Origin of the sequence: Rhizobium sp. HT1-10 (assembly GCF_049472505.1) — a bacterium.
Taxonomy (GTDB): domain Bacteria; phylum Pseudomonadota; class Alphaproteobacteria; order Rhizobiales; family Rhizobiaceae; genus Rhizobium.
Genome location: NZ_JBCEBQ010000002.1, coordinates 377,412 through 396,523 on the forward strand (window position 1 = coordinate 377,412; position 19,112 = coordinate 396,523).

General features: G+C 62.5%; 19 protein-coding genes. 10 read left to right on the forward strand and 9 right to left on the reverse strand.

Going from position 1 to position 19,112, the window contains the following annotated elements; translation table 11 throughout:
* Nucleotides 1-36: 36 nt before the first annotated feature.
* The 5 genes from VH564_RS06805 (at nt 37) to VH564_RS06825 (ending at nt 6,441) form a co-directional block, all read left to right on the forward strand.
* Nucleotides 37-375 (forward strand): P-II family nitrogen regulator, encoded by a 339-nt coding sequence (locus tag VH564_RS06805; RefSeq protein ID WP_423339045.1) that lies wholly within the window; start codon nt 37-39, stop codon nt 373-375.
* Between the two features lie 28 nt (nt 376-403).
* On the forward strand, nt 404-1,786 hold the full coding sequence (locus tag VH564_RS06810) for an ammonium transporter (protein WP_423339046.1): 1,383 nt from the start codon (nt 404-406) through the stop codon (nt 1,784-1,786).
* A gap of 266 nt (nt 1,787-2,052) precedes the next feature.
* On the forward strand, nt 2,053-4,713 hold the full coding sequence (locus VH564_RS06815; RefSeq protein WP_423339047.1) for a DNA translocase FtsK 4TM domain-containing protein: 2,661 nt from the start codon (nt 2,053-2,055) through the stop codon (nt 4,711-4,713).
* 134 nt (nt 4,714-4,847) lie between these two features.
* On the forward strand, nt 4,848-5,516 hold the full coding sequence (locus VH564_RS06820; protein ID WP_423339048.1) for an outer membrane lipoprotein carrier protein LolA: 669 nt from the start codon (nt 4,848-4,850) through the stop codon (nt 5,514-5,516).
* A gap of 121 nt (nt 5,517-5,637) precedes the next feature.
* Nucleotides 5,638-6,441, forward strand: coding sequence for an exodeoxyribonuclease III (locus VH564_RS06825; RefSeq protein ID WP_423339049.1), 804 nt, complete (start codon nt 5,638-5,640; stop codon nt 6,439-6,441).
* Between the two features lie 5 nt (nt 6,442-6,446).
* Here the strand turns inward: VH564_RS06825 and VH564_RS06830 are convergent, their stop codons facing one another.
* The gene (locus VH564_RS06830) at nt 6,447-6,902 is read right to left on the reverse strand and encodes a cyclic nucleotide-binding domain-containing protein (protein ID WP_423339050.1); all 456 of its coding nucleotides are present in this window, start codon (nt 6,900-6,902) and stop codon (nt 6,447-6,449) included.
* Between the two features lie 11 nt (nt 6,903-6,913).
* Nucleotides 6,914-7,597 (reverse strand): response regulator transcription factor, encoded by a 684-nt coding sequence (locus VH564_RS06835; RefSeq protein WP_423339051.1) that lies wholly within the window; start codon nt 7,595-7,597, stop codon nt 6,914-6,916.
* 148 nt (nt 7,598-7,745) lie between these two features.
* Between VH564_RS06835 and VH564_RS06840 the strand changes: the two genes are divergently transcribed.
* The 3 genes from VH564_RS06840 to VH564_RS06850 all read left to right on the forward strand — a co-directional run bounded on the left by VH564_RS06840 (nt 7,746) and on the right by VH564_RS06850 (nt 9,906).
* Nucleotides 7,746-8,294, forward strand: a complete 549-nt coding sequence (locus VH564_RS06840; protein ID WP_423339052.1) for a L,D-transpeptidase family protein — start codon at nt 7,746-7,748, stop codon at nt 8,292-8,294.
* Between the two features lie 148 nt (nt 8,295-8,442).
* Nucleotides 8,443-9,273, forward strand: coding sequence for an aldo/keto reductase (locus tag VH564_RS06845; RefSeq protein ID WP_423339053.1), 831 nt, complete (start codon nt 8,443-8,445; stop codon nt 9,271-9,273).
* A 93-nt stretch (nt 9,274-9,366) separates the two neighbouring features.
* Nucleotides 9,367-9,906: a DedA family protein gene (locus VH564_RS06850; protein WP_423339054.1), complete on the forward strand. Its 540-nt coding sequence runs from the start codon at nt 9,367-9,369 to the stop codon at nt 9,904-9,906.
* A gap of 271 nt (nt 9,907-10,177) precedes the next feature.
* Here the strand turns inward: VH564_RS06850 and leuC are convergent, their stop codons facing one another.
* The 7 genes from leuC to VH564_RS06885 all read right to left on the reverse strand — a co-directional run bounded on the left by leuC (nt 10,178) and on the right by VH564_RS06885 (nt 16,208).
* On the reverse strand, nt 10,178-11,587 hold the full coding sequence (gene leuC / locus VH564_RS06855) for a 3-isopropylmalate dehydratase large subunit (protein ID WP_423339055.1): 1,410 nt from the start codon (nt 11,585-11,587) through the stop codon (nt 10,178-10,180).
* A 246-nt stretch (nt 11,588-11,833) separates the two neighbouring features.
* Complete coding sequence (locus VH564_RS06860) at nt 11,834-12,652, reverse strand: amino acid ABC transporter permease (protein WP_423339400.1); 819 nt, start codon at nt 12,650-12,652, stop codon at nt 11,834-11,836.
* A 28-nt stretch (nt 12,653-12,680) separates the two neighbouring features.
* Complete coding sequence (locus tag VH564_RS06865) at nt 12,681-13,478, reverse strand: transporter substrate-binding domain-containing protein (RefSeq protein ID WP_423339056.1); 798 nt, start codon at nt 13,476-13,478, stop codon at nt 12,681-12,683.
* Nucleotides 13,479-13,552: 74 nt separating this feature from the next.
* Nucleotides 13,553-14,116, reverse strand: coding sequence for a hypothetical protein (locus VH564_RS06870; protein ID WP_423339057.1), 564 nt, complete (start codon nt 14,114-14,116; stop codon nt 13,553-13,555).
* Between the two features lie 3 nt (nt 14,117-14,119).
* Nucleotides 14,120-14,311, reverse strand: coding sequence for a hypothetical protein (locus VH564_RS06875; protein WP_423339058.1), 192 nt, complete (start codon nt 14,309-14,311; stop codon nt 14,120-14,122).
* A gap of 86 nt (nt 14,312-14,397) precedes the next feature.
* The gene (gene rplS, locus VH564_RS06880) at nt 14,398-14,961 is read right to left on the reverse strand and encodes a 50S ribosomal protein L19 (protein WP_423339059.1); all 564 of its coding nucleotides are present in this window, start codon (nt 14,959-14,961) and stop codon (nt 14,398-14,400) included.
* 239 nt (nt 14,962-15,200) lie between these two features.
* A complete protein-coding gene (locus VH564_RS06885; protein ID WP_423339060.1) occupies nt 15,201-16,208 on the reverse strand; it encodes an MBL fold metallo-hydrolase in 1,008 nt (335 codons plus the stop codon).
* Between the two features lie 119 nt (nt 16,209-16,327).
* On the opposite strand from VH564_RS06885, the gene VH564_RS06890 reads away from it, so the two are divergent.
* Together VH564_RS06890 and ffh are read left to right on the forward strand one after the other, a co-directional pair.
* On the forward strand, nt 16,328-17,227 hold the full coding sequence (locus VH564_RS06890) for an HNH endonuclease (RefSeq protein WP_423339061.1): 900 nt from the start codon (nt 16,328-16,330) through the stop codon (nt 17,225-17,227).
* A 297-nt stretch (nt 17,228-17,524) separates the two neighbouring features.
* A complete protein-coding gene (ffh, locus tag VH564_RS06895; RefSeq protein WP_423339062.1) occupies nt 17,525-19,108 on the forward strand; it encodes a signal recognition particle protein in 1,584 nt (527 codons plus the stop codon).
* Nucleotides 19,109-19,112 lie beyond the last annotated feature (4 nt).

The window sequence follows — 19,112 nt, forward strand, 5'->3', positions numbered from 1 at the left end:
GGCCCCGCGCCGAGGGTAACAAAGGATGGGAACCAGATGAAAATTGTGATGGCCATAATCAAGCCGTTCAAGCTCGATGAGGTCCGCGAGGCCCTTACGGCGGTCGGCATTCAGGGCCTGACCGTGACGGAAGTGAAGGGTTACGGACGTCAGAAGGGGCACACCGAAATCTATCGCGGCACGGAATATGCGGTCAGTTTCCTCCCGAAGCTGAAGATCGAGGTCGCTGTGGCCACCGAGATCGTCGACAAGGCGGTCGAGGCCATTGCCACGTCGGCAAAGACCGGCCAGATCGGCGACGGCAAGATTTTTGTTTATTCGATTGATCATGCCGTGCGTATCCGTACCGGCGAAACCGATTCAGAAGCGCTGTAAGTCACGGCCGATCAGGGAGTTTTCCGCAATGTCTCTTTCTAAGTTGTCTTCCACGCTGACAGGGCTGGGCGTCGCTTCTGCCGCTCTGCTCGCGCCGGTGATTGCGTTCGCGCAGACGGCCGCGCCTGCCGCCGCCGACGCTGCTGCGACCGCCGTCGCCGCTGCCCCGGTTCCCGACAAGGGCGACACCGCCTTCATGTTCATCTCGACGATCCTCGTCCTGTTCATGCTCGTTCCCGGCCTCGCGCTGTTCTACGGCGGCCTCGTCCGCTCCAAGAACATGCTCTCGGTTCTCATGCAGTGCACCGTCATCGGCGCCACCGTCATGCTGATCTGGGTGATCTACGGCTACTCCTTCACCTTCGGCGGCGGCACCAGCCCCTACTGGGGCGGCACGGCCAAGATGTTCCTGTCTGGCGTGAACATGAACTCCACGGCTGCGACCTTCTCGAAGGGCGTCGTCATTCCTGAATTCATCTTCATACTGTTCCAGATGACCTTTGCCGCCATCACCCCGGCCCTGATCATCGGCGCCTATGCCGAGCGCATCAAGTTCTCGGCCTCGGTGCTGTTCTGCGCTCTCTGGGTTACCTTCGTCTACTTCCCGATCGCTCACATGGTCTGGGATGCGAACGGCTTCCTGTTCGGTTTGGGCGCCCTCGACTTCGCCGGCGGCACCGTCGTCCACATCAATGCCGGTATCGCCGGGATCTGCGGCGCCCTGCTCATCGGCAAGCGCACCGGCTACGGCAAGGACATGATGGCGCCTCACTCGATGACGCTCACCATGGTCGGCGCTTCCATGCTCTGGGTCGGCTGGTTCGGCTTCAACGCCGGCTCCAACCTTGAAGCTTCGGGCGGCGCGATGCTCGCCACCGTCAACACCTTCGTCGCCACGGCGGCTGCCATCATCTCCTGGTCGCTGGTCGAAACCGTCACACGCGGCAAGGCTTCCATGCTCGGCGGCGCATCCGGCATGGTTGCCGGCCTCGTTGCCGTCACGCCGGCTGCAGGCATCGTCGGCCCGATGGGTGCCATCGCTCTCGGCCTCATCGTCTCGCCACTCTGCTACTTCTTCGTCTCCGTTGTGAAGAACAAGTTCGGCTACGACGATACGGCTGACGTGTTCGGCGTCCATTGCATCGGCGGCATCTTCGGCGCGCTGGCCACCGGCGTCTTCGCCAGTGCATCGCTCGGTGGTGTCGGCTATGTCGGCGAAGGAAACAACATGGGCCACCAGTTGTATGTTCAGGCAATCGCTGTGCTGACCACCATCGTCTGGTGCGGCGTCGGCTCGCTCATCCTCTACAAGGTTGTCGATGTCATCGTCGGCCTGCGCGTCACCGTCGAAGCCGAGCGCGAAGGCCTCGACCTCGCCTCGCACGGCGAAGCTGCCTACCACAGCTCGTAAGTTCCAAGCCTTGCCCTGCCGCAGCAACGTCTGCGGCAGGGCTGAACATCCCGTCGCTGCCTGTGGAAACACAGGCCGCTTTTGGCCCGGACCCTGGTTCGGGCCTTTTTTGTTGGCCTGCCGCTGCTTTTGTTGGCCTGCCGCCGCGGCGTGTCCGCATGGTTAACATCGCTTTAACCCTCCTCTGGTTAGTTGGACGGGACGTATTGAATGATCGGCATTGCGTCGATTCGTCCGATCATCGCCAACAGACGGGCTTAAGCATCATGGGCAGAAGCAATTCGGCAGCGTTGGATGGTCGTCCCGACCGGTTCACGCTCTCGACATTCGTAATTCGGCAGATCACCGGACTTGCCGGTTTCGCGCTGTTTGGCCTGCTGGCGCTGGCGATCGCCGCGCTGGCGACCTGGAACGTGATGGATCCGAGCTATTCCTACGCCACAGGCAATGCGCCCACCAATATCCTCGGCAGCTACGGCGCCATCTTCTCAGACATCGTCATGCAGGCGCTCGGCCTTTCCAGCGTCATCGTCATGCTGCCTGTTGTCGCCTGGGCCCTGGCCCTCATCTCGGGACGCCGATTGCACCGGCTGCCGGCCCGCTTGAGTGCCTGGGTCGGGGGCGCCGCACTTTCGGCTGCGGCCGTCGGCTGCATGCCGGAGCCGTTGACCTGGCCTATCCCGAACGGCATCGGCGGCGTCGTCGGCGACATGATCCTGCGCTTCCCCGCCCTGTTCGTCGGCGCCTATCCGAGCGGCGTCTTCGGCGCCATCGTCGGCACCGTCTTTGCCGTGCCGGCCATCTGGTGCATGCTGTTTGCCGCCGGCCTGATCGGCAACACCATCGACGACTTCGAAGAGGAAGACGAAGACGATATCCCGAGCCGCATGCGCGCGGTCGGCGACGACGAGGAAGACGAGGAGCCTCGCTTCCTGGCCTTCGGCGTCGTCATCCACATGTGGTACAACGCCAAGGCGCGCCTGCGCCGGCTGTTCGGCATGGGCCCGCGCCAGCGTCGCGACCACGCCTTCGATGCGCCCTATGATTTCAACGACGACGAATTCGGCCGCCTGAACGAACCGGCGCGGGCCAAGGCGCCGGTCCTGCGCGGCGAACGGCTGGAACCGTCGATGGACGGCGGTCCGTCGCGCCGCGTCATTTCGGCGCCGCCGATCTCTGTCGGCAACGACGGCTATGACGACGACAACGATCCGCCGTTCGACGCCGATCCGCGCCGCCCGGCCGGCATCCTGCCCGATGACGAGGATGACGATGTCATTCGCCCGATCGGCTCGCGGGCTTCGCCGTCCAACGCTGGCCACCGAGTCATTCCGCCTGCTCCACGCCCGAAGCCCGGCGCGCGCGCCGAGCGCGAGGCGCAGACCTCGTTCATCCGTCCGCAGGGCTTCCAGCTGCCGGCCGTGCACCTTCTTGCCGAGCCGAAGGCCGTCGTGCGCGATTCGACGCTGTCGGCCGATGCGCTCGAACAGAATGCCCGCATGCTCGAAGGCGTGCTGGAGGATTTCGGCGTCAAGGGCGAGATCATCCATGTCCGTCCCGGGCCCGTCGTCACGCTCTACGAACTGGAGCCGGCGCCCGGTATCAAGTCCTCGCGCGTCATCGGCCTTGCCGACGACATCGCCCGCTCGATGAGCGCGATTGCCGCCCGCGTCGCCGTCGTGCCCGGCCGCAATGCCATTGGCATCGAGCTGCCGAACAACATTCGCGAAACCGTCTATCTGCGCGAGATGATCGCGTCGCGGGATTTCGAGACCTCCAAGGCGAAGCTCGCCATGGCGCTCGGCAAGACCATCGGTGGCGAACCCGTCATTGCAGACCTTGCCAAGATGCCGCATCTGCTGGTGGCCGGTACGACCGGCTCGGGCAAGTCGGTGGCGATCAACACGATGATCCTGTCGCTGCTCTATAGGATGACGCCGGAGCAGTGCCGGTTGATCATGATCGATCCGAAGATGCTCGAATTGTCCGTCTATGACGGCATCCCGCATCTGCTGTCACCCGTCGTCACCGACCCGAAGAAGGCTGTCGTCGCGCTCAAATGGACCGTCCGCGAGATGGAAGAGCGCTACAAGAAGATGTCGAAGATCGGCGTGCGCAACATCGACGGCTTCAACACCCGTGTCGAGCAGGCCGCCGCCAAGGGCGAGGCGATCTCGCGCACCGTGCAGACCGGCTTCGACCGGGAGACCGGCGAAGCCATGTACGAGACGGAAGAGTTCGATCTCAAGCCGCTGCCCTATATCGTCGTCATCATCGACGAAATGGCCGATCTGATGATGGTCGCCGGCAAGGACATCGAAGGCGCTGTGCAGCGTCTGGCGCAGATGGCGCGTGCCGCCGGCATCCACGTCATCATGGCGACGCAACGCCCCTCGGTCGACGTCATCACCGGCACGATCAAGGCCAATTTCCCGACCCGCATCTCGTTCCAGGTCACCTCCAAGATCGACAGCCGTACGATCCTCGGCGAACAGGGTGCCGAGCAGCTGCTCGGCATGGGCGACATGCTCTACATGGCCGGCGGCGGCCGCATCCAGCGCGTCCACGGCCCGTTTGTTGCCGACGGCGAGGTCGAGGACATCGTTGCCTACCTGAAGACGCAAGGGCAGCCGCAATATCTCGACGCCATCACCGCAGACAGCGACGAGGACGACGAAGATGGCGACGGCCCGGCCGGTACCGGCAACCTGTCGGATTCGGACGATCCCTATGATCAGGCCGTGGCCGTGGTGCTGCGCGACGGCAAGGCCTCGACATCCTATGTCCAGCGTCGTCTCGGCATCGGCTACAACCGCGCTGCCTCGCTGATCGAGCGGATGGAGCAGGAGGGCATCATCGGACCCGCCAACCACGCTGGCAAGCGCGAGATCCTGGTGCCGACCGAAGCCGACATCCTCGACCGCTAGGCGGGATAGTCGGGGTCGCGTGGCCGGGGCGCCGTCGGGCACTCGGCAAATCCGCGCCGCGCTCTATATCCGTTGCCGAAAAGGTCATGAAGCCGCCGATTTTCAGCGCCATAGAATCGGCAAAGGAGATTTGAATGAAAAAGACCGAAGCCGGCGCCGTCGCGCGCAGCCCGTTGCATTTGACGCGCCGCCATTTTATCGGCGCCTGCGCCATCGGGATGGTGGCCGCCGCCTTGCCCTTCAACGCCTTCGCCCAGGCAACCTCCAACGCACCGCCACCGGCCCTTGCCCAGGCGATTGCCGACCATTTCTCCGCCACCCGGACCATGCAGGGCGCCTTCGTGCAGTTTGGCCCGCGTGGCGACCAGACCGGCGGCCGGTTCTTCATCGAGCGGCCCGGCAAGATGCGCTTCAACTACGACGATCCGTCGCCGATGCGGGTGATCTCGGATGGCTACAATGTGGTCGTCGGCAATTCGCAGCTGAAGACCTGGAACACCTATCCGCTGTCCAAGACGCCGCTGACGCTGCTGCTCGCCAGCAAGATCGACCTGTCGGCCGACATGGTGCGCAGCGTCAAGGTCGAGCCGGAGTTGACGACCATCGTGCTCGGCAGCCGGACGATCTTCGGCGATTCGACCATCACCATGATGTTCGATTCCAAGACCTACGACCTGCGCCAGTGGACGGTCACCGACAACCAGGGCAAGGACACCTCGGTCGTCATTAGCAACGTTAAGACCAACGTCGCCTTCGACGAAAGCGTGTTCAAGATTCCGAGCGATACGTCCGCCCGCCACTGAGCTTCGATCGGGCGTTTTCAAACCGTCACAAAGCGGGCAGGCCTTCGGTTTTCGAAGGCCTGCCCGTTTCTTTTCAACGCGGCTCGGTCTAATCCATGGGCTTTCGTTCAAGAGGCATGGCATGGGCTTTTCGATCACCACCTGGAATATCAACTCGGTCCGGCTGCGCATGCCGATCATCGAAAAGCTTGTGATGGAGCGACAGCCCGACATTCTCTGCCTGCAGGAAACCAAGGTCATCAACGACCTCTTTCCGCTCGCGCCGCTGAAGGCCATGGGCTACGAGCACATCATCATCCACGGTCAGAAAGGCTATCACGGGGTCGCCATCGCCTCGCGCATTCCGCTCGTCGAGGATCGCCGCCAGGATTTTTGCGGCGTCGGCGATGCGCGGCACATCTCGGCGATTTTCGAGCAGGGCGGACGGCGGGTGCGGCTGCACAATTTCTATGTGCCGGCCGGCGGCGACGAGCCGGACCGGGCGATCAATCCGAAATTCGGCCACAAGCTCGATTTCGTCGAGGAAATGAAGCAACTGAGCGCCAACGCCGAACCCGACACCTCGGCGATCCTCGTCGGCGACCTCAACATCGCGCCGCTGGAGCATGACGTCTGGTCGCACAAGCAGCTGCTGAAGATCGTTAGCCACACGCCTGTTGAAACGGACGGTCTGCTCGAGGTGATGCAGCGCGGCGCCTGGGTCGACCTGATGCGCCAACAGGTGCCGGCCAGCGAGAAGCTCTACACCTGGTGGAGCTATCGGGCCAAGGACTGGCAGGAGGCCGATCGCGGCCGCCGCCTCGACCATATCTGGTCGTCAGCCGATCTCGGGCCGCTCCTGCAGCGCATCGAGATCCGCAAGGATGCGCGCGGCTGGGATCGTCCGTCCGACCATGTCCCGGTTACTGCCTATTTCGATCTCTGAGCGCGTCAGGTGAAGCGGTGGAGCATGGCGGTTGCCTGCTTCACCATGGCCGCGAAGTTCTCGCGCAGCCGGCCTTCGATCAGCTGGGCTGCCTCTGGATATTCCTCGATCAGGCGGTGGAAGAGGGCCCGGGTGATGCGGATGACGGTGGAATCCTCCAGCGCGACCGCAGTATATTTGCGCTCGACCAGTGTTACCAGCGCCAGTTCCGACAGCAGCGTGCCTGCCTCCACCACGGCTTCGACACGTGAGGCGCCGCGGGCATCCAGCGTCGTCAGCTCGAAGCGGCCGCTTGCCACCACATAGGCGCATTCGGCCGGCGAGCGCTCGCGAAACAGCGTCTGGCCGGCTGCCAGATGGCGGCGGTCGGCACCGAAGGCGATCAGCCGCAATTGGTCGTCGCCCATGCCCTGAAACAGCGGCAGCTGCGAAAACAGATTGATATCGTCAACCAGCGCCATCGGTAATCGCCTTACGGAATGATCTTGTAGCCGCCATTTTCAGTCACGAGAATTTCGGCGTTGGAGGGATCGCGCTCGATCTTCTGGCGCAGGCGATAGACATGGGTTTCGAGCGTGTGAGTGGTGACGCCGGAATTGTAGCCCCAGACTTCCTCGAGCAGGATGTCGCGGGTGACGACCTTCTGCTCGGCGCGGTAGAGATAGCGGATGATCGCCGCTTCCTTTTCCGTCAGCCGAATCTTCTGCCCGTCCTCTGTCGTCAGGAGCTTCTGGCTCGGCTTGAACAGGTAGCGACCAACGGTGAAGGTCGCGTCCTCGCTTTGCTCATGCTGGCGCAGCTGCGCCCGGATGCGGGCGAGCAGGACGGCGAAGCGGAAGGGCTTCGTCACGTAGTCGTTGGCGCCGGCTTCGAGGCCGAGAATGGTGTCGCTGTCGGTGTCGTGGCCGGTCAGCATGATGATCGGCGGCTTGAAGCCACCCTTGCGCAGCAGCTTGACGGCTTCGCGGCCGTCCATGTCGGGCAGGCCGACATCCATGATCAGCAGGTCGACGGCGGTGGCGCGGGCTGTGGCGATGCCCTTGCCGGCATTGGCTTCCTGCAGGACGGTAAATTCCTCGTAAAGCGACAATTGTTCGACCAGCATCTCGCGCAGATCGGTGTCGTCATCCACCAGCAGAATGGTGCGTGCAGTCATACGGCTATCGTCCTCGTGCTTCGATCGAGTGAAAGGCTTACGCCAAATTGCATTTTTGGCAAGCGAAGCGACGCTTGCTGCTTGGTCGTCCCCTTGAAACTGCTAGAGTTTCATCAAGACGCCGTTGAACGCAGAACATGGGAAAAAGATGGGCAAAGCAAGGCAAAGGGCGCCGAAGTTGACTTCCGTTGTCACCGTGCGCCCCGCGCCGGGAGATCGCAGCCGCGCGCTGGTGGCATTTGGCACCGTCGTGGTGCCGGCGGCGATCGGCAGAAATGGGCGGACAGTGCGCAAGCGAGAAGGCGACGGGGCGACACCGATCACGGCGATAAAGCTGCTCTCCGGCTTCGTGCGAGGGGATCGTTTGCGACTGCCACCGACGACGCTGCCGATGCGCCGCATCCGGCCGGACATGCTATGGTGCGATCAACCCGGGGATGCCAATTACAATCGCCTCGTCCGAAGGCCACTCCGATCCAGCCACGAGACGATGCGCCGCCCGGATGGGCTTTACGACATCTGCCTGGTGCTCGACTGGAATATCTCGGACCGCCGCCGCAATCGTGGGTCGGCAATCTTCTTCCATCTGATCCGCCCCGGCTACGAGCCGACCGCCGGCTGCATTGCCGTCAGCCTGCCCGATATGCGCCGACTGATTCCGTATCTGCGCGCAGGCTCCGTCGTGCGGGTGCTGTGACGCGGCCGTCACAAAAAGGGATGATAAACGCCGACGAAGACCTATATCGGAGCTGTCGGTTCTTTTGGCCGGCGGGGGCCTGGTGCCCGGGCAGATGCGGTCCGGGCCCGCCCTGCGCAACGATAACATACCATTCTGGAGAGACAGCATGACCGATCAAACCAGCATTACCTTCAATGACGGCCGCTCCATTCCGCAGGTCGGCCTCGGCGTCTGGCAGACACCGAACGAAACCGCAGCGCCGGCCGTCAAGGCCGCCATCGAGGCCGGCTATCGTCATATCGACACGGCCGCCATCTACGGCAACGAGGAGGGCGTCGGTGAGGGCATCCGCTCTTCCGGTGTCGACCGCAAGGACATCTTCCTCACCACCAAGCTTTGGAACGAGGCGCAGGGCTTCGACAGCACGCTGAAGGCCTTCAACGAGAGCCTGAAGCGTCTCGGCACGGACTATGTCGACCTCTACCTCATCCACTGGCCAGCGCCGAAGAAGGACCGTTACCTCGACACCTGGAAGGCCTTTGTGCAGCTACACAAGGAAGGCCGCGCAAAATCGATCGGCGTTTCCAACTTCGCCGGCGAGCACCTGAAGCGGATCATCGGCGAAACCGGCGTCACGCCGGTCCTCAACCAGATCGAGCTGCATCCGGATTTCCAGCAGCGGGCGCTGCGCGAGACCCATGATGCGCTCGGCATCAAGACCCAGTCCTGGAGCCCGCTCGGCCAGGGCCAGCTGCTCGACAATGCCGTGATCGGCAAGATCGCTGGCAAGCACGGTCGCACCCCGGCGCAGGTGATCATCCGCTGGCACATCGACAACGGCCTGATCGTCATTCCGAAGTCGGTAACACCGAGCCGTATTGCCGAGAATTTCAAGGTCTTCGATTTCAAGCTCGATGCCGACGACCTGAAGGAGATCGACACGCTCGATACGCCTGATGGCCGCATCGGTCCGGATCCGATGACGGCGACGTTCTGATCAATCGTCAAAGAATTTCCCGCTCCCGTCTGGCCTGCCGGCCGGGAGTGGGGTAGGCATCTCGCATCGAACCCGTGATCCCGAGTGCTGCCCGTGAGCTTCCTGCATGATGCCTGGTCGTCTATCCAGCCTTTCCTTCACGAATACGGGCTGCTCACACTCTTCCTCATTATCTATTTCGAATCGCTTGGAGCGCCGCTGCCCGGAGAAAGCGCGCTTGTCAGCGCCTCGCTGCTGGCGTCCCGTGGCGAACTGGATATCGTCAGCGTCTTCTTCGTGGTCTGGGTGGCGGCCGTCGCCGGCGATTTCACCGGCTACCTGATCGGCCATTACGGCGGTAGGCCGCTTCTTGAGAAGCATGGCTGGATGGTGCGGCTGACACCCGAACGACTGCACAAGTTCGAGGAGATCTTTCGGGTTCGCGGTCCGATCATCGTCGTCACCGCCCGCTTCTTCATCCTCTTGCGCCAGCTCAACGGCCTCATCGCCGGCTCGATGGGCATGCCCTGGGCCCGCTTTCTCGGCGCCAACATCATCGGCGCAGCTCTCTGGACCGCAGTGTGGGGTCTCGGCCCCTATTTCTTCGGCGACTTCGTCGGCCGGGGCTTTGCGGCGGTGAAGGCGATGTTCTGAGGGGAGTGTCGCACGAAGTGGGCTCCTCCCAACATCCCTCATTCCTGTGCTTGTCACAGGAATCCAGCCACGGCGCGTCTGCGCCGTGAGAGGACAACGTTATGTGAAGGTTTATACGCGCCGCAGACGCGGCGCACTGGATTCCTGTGACAAGCACAGGAATGAGGGAGGAGAGGGTAGCGCCACGCTGACCAATTCTCGTACGGGGCTATCCCCAAACTGAAGGCCGGTCTCCCGGCCTCCAGAAAAATCATAATCTATTCCTACCCGCCTACTTCCACTCGCGGATGTCGACGAAGTGGCCGGCGATGGCGGCGGCGGCGGCCATGGCGGGGGAGACGAGATGGGTGCGGCCCTTGTGGCCCTGGCGGCCTTCGAAATTGCGGTTCGAGGTGGAGGCGCAGCGCTCGCCCGGCTTCAGCCGGTCGTCGTTCATCGCCAGGCACATCGAACAGCCAGGTTCGCGCCAGTCAAAGCCGGCGGCCTTGAAGATCTTGTCGAGGCCTTCGGCTTCCGCCTGTTCCTTGACGAGGCCGGAGCCCGGCACGATCATCGCGTCGACGGTGGAGGCCACCGTGCGGCCCTCGACGACCTTGGCAACGGCGCGCAGATCCTCGATGCGGCCGTTGGTGCAGGAGCCGATGAAGACGCGATCGATGCTGATGTCGGTCATCTTGGTGCCGGCAGTCAGGCCCATGTAGTCGAGTGCGCGCTGCTTGGAGGTGCGCTTGTTCTCGTCTTCGATCTCAGCCGGGTTTGGCACGACGCCCTGGACGGAGACGACGTCTTCCGGCGAAGAACCCCAGGAAACGATCGGCGGCAGGTTGGCGGCGTCGAGCACGACGATCTTGTCGTAGTGGGCGCCTTCGTCGGTCTGCAGTGTCTTCCAGTAGGCGATGGCCTTTTCCAGGTCCTCGCCCTTGGGCGCGCGCGGCTTGCCCTTGATGTATTCGAAGGTCTTTTCATCGGGCGCGATCAGGCCAGCGCGGGCGCCGCCCTCGATGGTCATGTTGCAGACCGTCATGCGACCTTCCATCGACAGCGCGCGAATGGCTTCGCCGGCGAATTCGATGACGTGGCCGGTCCCGCCGGCCGTCCCGATCTCGCCGATGATGGCCAGGATGATGTCCTTGGCGGTGACGTGGTCGGGCAGCTGGCCGTCGACCCGCACCAGCATGTTCTTGGCCTTCTGCTGGATCAGCGTCTGGGTGGCGAGCACGTGCTCGACCTCGGATGTGCCGATGCCATGGGCGAGCGCTCCGAAGGCGCCGTGGGTCGAGGTGTGGCTGTCGCCGCAGACGATGGTCATGCCGGGCAGGGTGAAGCCCTGCTCGGGGCCGACGATGTGGACGATGCCCTGGCGGATGTCGCTGGCGGAGTAATATTCGACGCCGAATTCGGCAGCGTTGGTGGCCAGCGCCTCGACCTGAATGCGGCTTTCCTCGTTTTTGATGCCGAGGTGGCGATCCGGCGAGGTCGGCACGTTGTGGTCGACGACGGCGAGCGTCTTTTGCGGCGCGCGCAGCTTGCGACCGGTCATGCGCAGGCCTTCGAAAGCCTGCGGCGAGGTCACTTCGTGGACCAGGTGGCGGTCGATGTAGAGCAGACAGGTGCCATCGTCTTGCGTGTCGACGACGTGGTCGTCCCAGATTTTGTCGTACAGGGTGCGGGGTGCGCTCATGGCTTCAGATCCATATGGGGTTGGGCGTGGCAAAGAATGGAAGCGACGGAAAGGGTCCGCCGGCCGCAGGGCGAGATCAGCGAAGTCGGCTGTTGAGCGCGCCTGAAATCATCGCAAAGAAACGGGCCGGCAGACGCTTATGGTCCTGCAGCACGAAAGTCTCTCCACCGATGCACTTAAACTTCGATTCCATGGGTTCGGCTTTATCAATTTTTCCGACGCTCGGCAATTCGAATCATCGGAGCCCTATCGCCGGGTCTGGCGCATCCGCTTTTCGAACTGGCGCAAGAGCAGCGACAGGCCGACCGTCAGGATCAGATAGATATAGGTGACGATCGAATAGGTTTCAAAGAAGCGGAACGAGCCTGAGGCATAGACCTTGCCCATCTGGGTGAGGTCGGCGACGCCGAGCACCGAGACCAGCGAGGAATCCTTCACCATCGACACGAAGTCGTTGGACAGCGGCGGCAGGATGACGCGGATCGCCTGCGGGAAGACCACCAGGCGGAAGCGTTGCACCCTGGACAATCCGAGCGCCTTCGATGCCTCGATCTGGCCGTGGTCGACCGCCTCGATGCCGGCGCGGAAAATCTCGGCGATGAAGGAGGCGTAGCCGATCGTCAGCGCGATGATCGCCCGCCACATCAGCGACAACTCGCGCACCATCATGGGCTCCGTCCAGCCGGCTGACACCAGCGGCGCGGTCAGGAAATTGTAGAAGGCGACGATGGCCGGCGCACCGACGAAGGCGACGTAGAACAGCAGCACCAGCATCGGGATGCCGCGGATCACCTCGATGTAGAAACGCGAGATCTGCCTGAGGACGACGTTGTCGGCGCGGCCGAGCAGCATGATGCCGAGCCCCAGCAGCGTCGCCAGCGCAAAGGACACCAGCGTCACGAAGACAGTGATGCCGACGCCGGTGACGACGGTCAGAAAGACCTGGGTATAGAGGCCGCTGGTGGCGATGACGACGGCGACGGCCAGGCAGATGACGACGAGGGCGACCAGCCACCAGGGATAGTCGCTCCGATCCTTGCCGCCTGGCGAGGGACGGGCTGCGATCACCGGCGGCGCTTCACTATAGCGCGCATCAGTTGCCCATCTTGTAGTCGACGAACCACTTCTGATCGAGCGCCTTGAAGGTGCCGTCGGCCCTCAGCGCCGCGATGGCAGCGTTGACCGGCGCCACGAGATCGGAACCCTTCGGGAAGATGAAGCCGAAATCCTCGACGCCGAGCGGGCCGCCGATCAGCTTCAGGGCGCCGGCGGAGCTGTCGACGTATCCCTTGCCAGCAGTGCCGTCGGTCAGCACGGTGTCGACGTCGCCTGTTTTCAGCGCCTGAACGGTGGCGCCGAAGGTTTCGAACAGCTTGATGCGCGGGTTCTGCTCGTTGCCATCAAGCACTTCGTAGACGGCGGTGTAGAAAGGCGTGGTGCCCGGCTGGGCGCCGACCAGGCCGTCCTTGAAGGCTGCGAAGGTCTTGGCGTCGGTAAAGCGCTTCTCGTCGCCGCGCACCAGCATGAATTGCTGGCTGCGCATGTAGGGATCGGAGAAGTCGACCTTCTGCTTGCGGTCTTCCTTGATGGTGATGCCGGTCATGCCAATGGCATACTGGCCGTCGGAGACCGCCTGGATCATCGCGTCCCAGCTGGTGTTCTGATACTCGACCTTGAAATTCAGCCGCTTGGCGATCTCGTTCATCGCATCATATTCCCAGCCGATTGCCTTGCCGGTCTTCGGCTCGACGAACTGCAGCGGCGGATAGGCATTCTCCGTCACGACAACGACTGTCTTGCCCTTAAGATCAGGCAGGTCGGCGGCGAAGGCCGCCAGGGGCGACAGGACAAGGGCGGTGAGGCCCAGCAGGAACGAGCGGCGGAACGGCATGCAATATCTCCCCAAAGGACGTCGGCAATTTAGTCATCAAATTCTGCCGCGTGGCAACAGGCACGGACGGCTATTTAAAGTTTCCGCTGCGAAAGCAACCAGAATTTATGGATCCAATCTTCCACCACGTCGGCATCGTGCCACGACATTTCAATCATCTTGATGGCGGCGTAATCCTCGCCATTGCTGGCACGTGCGACGAAATCGTCCAGGCAGCCGAGTCGGATGCGCAGCAAAGACAGATAAAATCGCCTCAGATAGGCGAAATTGTAATGCTCCAGCAGGTTGCGGCTCGACAGCCACGCGTTTGCAGATGCAATGGCATAGATGGGGTTTGCGAAATAGGCCACGTTGGACGTGAGATTGTCGGGTTCAGATGGTTCGAAGGGCCGCAAGGCCATGACGGACAGGGCCGACAGTGCAGCCTTCTTGTAGTCGTCGGTATTGCTTATCTGGTTGCGTCGAATCTTGTAGGAATCATTGAGCAGAAAATAGGCATGTCCCAGAAGGACCGGGGCATCGGCTCTGAATGTTGTCGCATCGGCCAAGCCAGGAATTTTGCTCTGCATCCAGTTGGCTATATCCGCAAACACCGGCGCCCGCTTCAATGCACGAATGCGGACAGGTTCGGGATCCACGGATCACTCGCCCAGTTTCGCGTCACCGAGGAACTTGAGCTGCGTGGAGAGATACGAGTCCGAAAAGCTGCGGAAATTTTCCAGCGCCTTCGCTTCATCTGCCGCATCGGCATGATTGTCATCGCAGGCGAGCTGCAGCCTGTCAACCGCCGGGCCATGCAGATCGTAAAGTCCGAGTTTTGATTTTTCTGTCATCAAACCCTCCGAATCAAGATCGCCGGACCATGCCCGGCGATCTGTGTCAAGATCATTCAGTTGACCATGCAAGTCAACCCTAGATTTTATTCTGCTGCAGGCTCGGCAGCGGCGGCGGCTGCTTCAGCGGCCTTTGCCTTTGCTGCTTCTTCGGCGGCCTTGGCTTCTGCGGCTTCGGCTGCTGCCTTCTCGGCGGCCAGAGCCTGTGCTGCGGCTACCTTCTCGGCTTCGATGCGTGCCTTTTCTTCGGCAACGGCAGCGCGCTCGGCGTCGTTCAGCTTGCGGGCGCGGATGCCGGTGTCTTCAACGATACGAGCCGACTTGCCGCGACGATCGCGCAGGTAGTACAGCTTGGCGCGACGGACCTTACCGCGGCGAACGACTTCGACGCTTTCGATCATCGGCGAGAAGATCGGGAATACGCGCTCGACGCCTTCGCCGTAGGAGATCTTGCGAACGGTGAAGTTCTCGTGGATGCCGCCGCCCGAACGGCCGATGCACACGCCTTCATAGGCCTGTACGCGGCTGCGGGTACCTTCGGTCACCTTGACGTTGACGCGGAGCGTATCGCCAGGGGAGAATTCCGGCAGCTTGCGGACGGCTTCGATCTTGGCAGCCTGTTCGGCTTCCAGCTGTTGAATGATGTTCATTGGTCTAACCTTTTCGAGTTCTTCTGAAACAGCCAGAGCGCTCTGCCGGAATCCTCAGGTCGATGCCGCGGGATTTTGTCCTTTCGGACGGGAGCGAATGCACTATTCTTTATTTGCTGGTCGACGGGGTTGACCCCATGTCCGGGTGGGCAGTTACACCAACGAGGACGGTTTGTCATCCCTTGGCCGGTATTTTTCTCGATGGACAGGCCGGAAACGCCGGGTTTCCGGGGCGCGTATCATTCCAACGGGACATCGAGCACCTCACCGGCCTGTAGCGCACGGAACCGCTCCGGCGCGACGCCCGCAACGATGAGGGCTGCCTTCAGCCTGACCAGCGGATCGTCGATCGCCTCGTCCGTCAGCTGGAACGTGCCGAAATGGTGCCCGACGGCATGGGCGGCATTGCAGAGCTGCATCCCCTCGACGGCTTCCTTCGGGTCCTGGTGCTGCCCCTTCATGAACCAGCGCGGCTCGTAGGCGCCGAATGGCAGGATGGCGAGGCGGAAGCCGCCATGCTTTTCGCGCGCCGCCCGGTAATTGATGCCGTCGTGAAAGCCGGTATCGCCGATGTGGTAGATCTTGCCTGCCGGCGTCGAGAGAACGAACGCCGCCCAGAGCGCCATCCTCCGGTCGCCCGCCCCACGCGCCGACCAGTGGTGGCAGGGCTCGGCGTCGATGCTGACGCCATCGGCGATCTCGAGCCTGTGGCCCCAGTCCATGGTGACAATATCGGCGTCCGGAACGGCACGGCGGATGATCGTGTCGTTGCCGAGGGGCGTTGCAAATCGCGGCCTGTGCGCCTGCTGCAGACGTTTCAGCGTCGAAAGGTCGAGATGGTCGTAGTGGTTATGCGAGACGAGCACGATGTCGATCGGCGGCAGGTCGGCAAAGGCAATGCCGGGGGCGATGACGCGTCTGGGCCCTATAAAGGAGAAAGGACTGACTCGCTCCGACCAGACGGGATCGGTGAGGATGTTGAGGCCAGTGACCTGGATCAGCATCGAGGCATGCCCGACCATCGTCACCCGCAGCCCTTCGCCGGAAATCCGCGCCTCAGGCTTGGCCGGTGCAAAAGGGCTTTCCACCGTCTTCGGCCAAGGCACCCGCTGCCGCCCGCTGCCGAACTGCCATTTCAGCACATCGCGAAACCCACCGGGCTCGATGCCATCCGGATTGAAGAAGCGCACGCCATCGAAATGGTCGGTGACCGGCCCGGAGTAGTAGGGATTCTTCGTCTGCGCCACGCGGGATTTTTCCATCCGGTTGATGTCGCCCTAAGGTGGGGATGGATACGCGGCCGTCAAGCAGCGTTTGCAACCGCATTCGATCTATCTATTGCCGAACGCCATGTTATGGATTGCGCATGGCTTTCGGCGTTTTCATCCACCGTGCAGATTCAATATACAAAGACCGGCCGGCCGAGCATTATCGGTTCCCTAGCCAGTATCTCGGTCGCGTTGAAGCGTGCCTAGGCAGCTGGATTATATACTATTCGCCTGTGAAAGTCTCCGAATCGCGGGGGTACTTTGCCATCGCAAAGGTTCAGCAGATCGTTCGCGATCCGGAGACGTCGGACATGTACCTCGCGTTGATTGAGCCGGGGACCTATCTGGATTTCGCCGATCCCGTTCCATTCCGCAGGCTTGAGGGAGTGGTCGAACTCGGCTTGCTGAACGCATTGGGCAAGATCTCCGGCAGAGCACAATCGGCCGTTCGACCAATTTCGGCTAGCGACTTCAACCGTATCCTGGCCTTGGGCTTCAGTGACAGCGACCCATTGCTGCCACGTGTTGACGACGCCTTCAATTCGACCGGATTTGCAGAAGACCAAGCGCCTTTCGATTTCGAACAGCAACGCGATCGAATAAGCTATGTAAATTCGCGGATCGTCCGCGACCGCGTTTTCCGGCGAATTGTGTTGCGCGCCTACGACGAACGATGCGCGATAACCGGATTGAGATTGATCAATGGCGGCGGGCGAGCGGAAGTGGAAGCGGCCCATATCCGACCCGTCGAGGCCAACGGCCCGGACAGCGTTACCAACGGCATCGCCCTTTCCGGCACGGCTCACTGGATGTTTGACCGGGGACTGATAAGCCTGACGGATGAGTTCGAAGTCTTGGTGTCCCGGCAGGCGAACGACCAAGATGCCGTGCGCGCCTTCATCAACAAGAGTGGTCGCGCCTTGGTGCCGCGTCAGGTACTGCAGAGACCACACCCACAGTTTCTGAACTGGCACCGCGAAAATTGCTTTAAGCAGTAGAACTGCGTTTCATAGGGACAGGGCATCCGGCCAATTTCCCCACCGATCTTGACTTTCCCGGCCAATTGCTGTTTACCGCGCCCATCTGCGACGAGCTCAAGCCTCCTAGCCGCCGACCGGGACCCCCGAAAGGGATGTGGATCCCGGAGGTCAACACCCGACAGCGCGATGCGCCCTCGGGTGCTTTTTGGCTTTGCGTCTTGTTTTCGTCAAGGAAAAGAACAACGTTTCCGGCGGGCGACGGGCAGGCCATCAGGCATGCGCGGCAGATGATCTGGAAGCGAGAAGGAAGAGCAGATGTTTGAAAACCTCCAGGACCGCCTTGGCTCCATTCTGAATGGACTGACCGGCCGTGGCGCTTTGTCGGAAGCCGATGTTGCCGCGGCGCTCCGCGAGGTTCGTCGTGCCCTGCTCGAAGCCGACGTGGCGCTCGATGTCGTGCGCGGCTTTACCGACCGCGTCCGCGAGAAGGCCGTCGGCGCCGAAGTCCTGAAGTCGATCAAGCCCGGCCAGATGGTCGTCAAGATCGTCCATGACGAGCTGATCGAGATGCTGGGCGCCGACAGCGTCGGCGTCGACCTCAATGCGCCGGCCCCCGTCGTCATCATGATGGTCGGCCTGCAGGGCTCGGGCAAGACCACGACCTCAGCCAAGATCGCCCACCGGCTGACGACGCGCGACCGCAAGAAGGTGCTGATGGCATCGCTCGACACGCGCCGCCCGGCAGCCCAGGAGCAGCTGCGCCAGCTGGGTGTGCAGGCCTCGATCGACGTGCTGCCCGTTATCGCCGGCCAGTCGCCGACCGATATCGCGGCGCGTGCTGTCCAGGCTGCCCGCCTCGGTGGCCACGACGTCGTCATCCTCGACACCGCCGGCCGCACCCATATCGACGAGCCGCTGATGGTCGAGATGGCCGAGATCAAGCGCAAGTCGAACCCGCATGAAATCCTGCTGGTCGCTGACTCCCTGACCGGTCAGGACGCCGTCAACCTCGCCCGCAATTTCGACGAACGCGTCGGCATCACCGGCCTCGTCCTCACCCGCATGGACGGCGATGGCCGCGGCGGTGCGGCGCTTTCGATGCGCGCCGTCACCGGCAAGCCGATCAAGCTGATCGGTGTGGGCGAAAAGATGAGCGAGCTGGAGGAATTCCATCCGCGCCGCATCGCAGACCGCATCCTCGGCATGGGCGACATCGTTTCGCTCGTCGAGCGTGCCGCCGAGAATATCGACGCCGAAAAGGCGTCCGCCATGGCCGCCAAGATGGCCAAGGGCAAGTTCGATCTCGACGATCTCGCCGACCAGCTGCGTCAGATGCAGAAGATGGGCGGCATGGGCGGCATCATGGGCATGATGCCCGGCATGTCCGGCATGAAGGACAAGATGGCCGCTGCCGGCCTCGACGACAAATTGTTCGGCCGCCAGATCGCCATCATCCAGTCGATGACCAAGGCCGAGCGCGCCAATCCCGATATCCTCAAGCATTCCCGCAAGAAGCGCATCGCCGCCGGCTCCGGCACCGATTCCGCCGCCATCAACAAGCTCCTGAAGATGCACCGCCAGATGGCCGACATGATGAAAGCCATGGGCGGCAAGGGCAAGGGCGGCATGATGAAGCAGATGATGGGCGGGCTGGCCGGCAAGATGGGTCTTGGTGGCATGGGCGGAATGGGCGGAATGGGCGGCATGCCCGATCTGTCGAGCCTCGATCCGAAGCAGCTGGAAGCCCTGCAGAAGCAGGCGGAAGCCGCCGGTCTCGGTCGTCCGGGCGCCATGCCCGGACTTGGTGGCATGGGCGGACTGCCGGGTCTCGGCGGTCCGAAGCTGCCGGGCCTCGGCGGCGGTTTTCCAGGCCTGCCCGGCCTGCCGAAGAAGAAGTGAGGGA